Here is a 2,422-nt window from a genome sequence, read left to right on the forward strand (position 1 = left end):
CCAACTGCTCATGCACCATTGCTACCCCACTGGATTCAAACAGGGAATCCCTCACGCCATTTGTGCAACAAAGCCGGTCAGGTAGTCCGACGGCTTTGGCGCGCGCGTCAGGCAGACCGGGTGAAGTCCTTACAAGCTGTGTCCGTCATCGTCCTCCAGGCTATGACCAGTATCGTCACCGCGCCCTTGCAAGAGCGGGTGCGTTGCATGGGCGTGAACGTCAGAAAGTTCTTCTGAGATTGCGATGATCCTGGAAGAAGCAAGCTGATGCAGCTCATCAACAACTGCCTCGGCGCGCGCATAGCTGTCCGACACTCCTTGCGCCTGGAAGTGGGCCGCTGCGGTCGCAATGTCGTCGCTGCGCCATCCCATTGTTGTGCCCAAAGTGACGTTGTGATGGTCGCCAAAGCGGGCAACGAACGCCTCGCCATCGAGGCCGTAGTTGCTGGCCGTGTCCGTGACTTCCTTGCGGATCGCCGCCCACTGTTCGGCTTCTGGATAGTCCAGAGCATCCATTTCAGCGGTGCCCATTCCCATCATCGTGGAATAGCGGCGGTCCTCAATGATGTAGGCTTGCAGGTCGGGATCGTTGGGCCGCATATTGGCGACGTCACCTTTCAACTCACCTATCTGAATGTCCATCGAAACGCGCAGATGGGGATCTTCGACCTCGCGCGCCAGCCCCTCCATTTTTTCGATGGACTGCAGAATGTCAGCGGATTTCTTCGACCAGTTGTCACTGGCATCCTCGCCCAGAGTATCCCGCATGAAGGCGTCATAGCGTACCGCTGGCGGCGAATAGTTTTCGGACGCTTGATAGTCTTTGTGATCAACAATATCCGCCATCGCCGAGAGGGTTCCCCCGCTCTGCTCGATATGCTGATGGGCGTCAATGTGCTGGACGACGCGGGCTTTCAGATCAGGGCTGATTGTTTCCTCATTGCCACCTAATTCGACGTGTTGGCGTAGCTCGCGCATTAACTCCGGCGATTTGTATTCCGGGTCTCCTGGCTCGCCGTAATCATCAAAATGATCAGCCTGATCCAGCAGATGTTCCAATCTTGAAGCCACGGGGTTTTCTCCTTCTACGAGTTGGATGGCAAACTCTTCGATCTTTTCGCTGATGGCGTTGGCGCGCTCATCAAACAGATCGGACATTCTTGCGATGGATAAAGTCATCCAGTCAGCAGCCCTGTCGCGGGCAATTGCCTCGACTTCAGGGGTATTCTCGATAACCGACATTCCGGCCTGAACTTTCCACGTGTCGGTCTCGACTTCCTGCCGCAAACCGCGCTCAAGGCGGGTCGTCGCGGTCAGCTCGATCCCGTACTTCTCAGCGGTCTCGACCTGGATCGCGCGCTGCACATCCATGTTCAAGTCAGAGGACATACCCATGGAAAGCCACTGACCGTGTTCGACGCCCCGGCTGTTCACAACGATGTGGACATGGGGGTTATCTGTGTCCTGATGGAACACGGTCAGGTAGTCCTAGGTATCCCCAAAATCACCGCTGCCAAATAGGCGATCTGCGAACTCCAAACCGGCTTGATGTGCGGCCTCCGGATAGGTCCCTTCCGGGAAAGAAACGATCATGTGACGGGTGAAACCGTAGTTGGTTTTGCCGTGAAAGTCCTCGGCCCAAGTCTCGATCAGGTCGTTGATCTGGTCCCTGTCCAGAGGCGTCACACCGTTGTCCCGAATGTCCAGAACACCCTCTGCCCTGACGGTCAGATAGTTGATCTGGCGGCGCAGTTCCTGCGCGTTCTTCACGCCCCCTTTGCGGACGTGTTTCACAACCGCCTCGGGCTTTCCCAATACCGCACCCACCCGCGCCTTGATGGATGACGCCCGCGAGATCAGAAACTTGAACCGCTTGGCAACCTGCAACTGCTGATTGATCCGCTTGGATTGGTCGATACCCTTTTGAGCCTCGCGAAAGGCAATCTCAAACAACTCCGCTGCTGTCAGATCACGGACTGCGACGTTCATTCTTCAGGTCTCCAATCGTCGTCGCGCAAGATCCGGCGAATGGCGGACTCGGGCTCCCGGTTACGGCGCGCTGCACTGATCATCGCCTTCAGGTCTTGCCGGTGCTGGATGATCGCCCGATGGAGGTTTTCGACATCGCGCCGGTCATCATCCGTCCAGATCACAGTGCCGCGCTTGGCCGATTTCGCGAGCTGATTGAGGTTAGTGTATCCACCCTGAACCTGCCGCAGATGCTTCTGCCAGAGATCCACAACAGCGGGGTCTGGATCGAGATAACCGATCAGACGATAGACCAGGCGCAGAATGACCTGGTTACGGCTTTTGGCTCCGAGGGATTTCACGGCTTGGTCCAACCGAGTGGACTTCGTCCCTGTTTCCGGACAGTTTCACTATTGACCCTATGCGGCCATTTTCCAAGTCATATTGTTAAAGG

General features: G+C 56.5%; 3 protein-coding genes. All 3 read right to left on the bottom strand.

Going from position 1 to position 2,422, the window contains the following annotated elements; genetic code table 11:
* Nucleotides 1-129 precede the first annotated feature (129 nt).
* The 3 genes from AC2FPW_RS20225 to AC2FPW_RS20235 are packed head-to-tail and all read right to left on the bottom strand — an operon-like array spanning nucleotide 130 to nucleotide 2,330.
* Nucleotides 130-1,476, bottom strand: coding sequence for a hypothetical protein (locus AC2FPW_RS20225; RefSeq protein ID WP_496815133.1), 1,347 nt, complete (start codon nucleotides 1,474-1,476; stop codon nucleotides 130-132).
* 12 nt (nucleotides 1,477-1,488) lie between these two features.
* Nucleotides 1,489-1,989 carry a hypothetical protein gene (locus tag AC2FPW_RS20230; protein ID WP_496815134.1) on the bottom strand — a complete coding sequence of 167 codons (501 nt, stop codon included), beginning with the start codon at nucleotides 1,987-1,989 and terminating at the stop codon, nucleotides 1,489-1,491.
* The gene (locus tag AC2FPW_RS20235; RefSeq protein WP_496815135.1) at nucleotides 1,986-2,330 is read right to left on the bottom strand and encodes a hypothetical protein; all 345 of its coding nucleotides are present in this window, start codon (nucleotides 2,328-2,330) and stop codon (nucleotides 1,986-1,988) included. Before AC2FPW_RS20235 ends, AC2FPW_RS20230 begins: the two co-directional genes overlap by 4 nt.
* Nucleotides 2,331-2,422: the final 92 nt, after the last annotated feature.

It is taken from the genome of Ruegeria sp. SATB027, assembly GCF_059613825.1.

Bases quoted from the DNA above. Each gene is read 5' to 3' on its own strand.
- AC2FPW_RS20230 (WP_496815134.1), bottom strand. From the start codon at position 1,989: ATGAACGTCGCAGTCCGTGATCTGACAGCAGCGGAGTTGTTTGAGATT.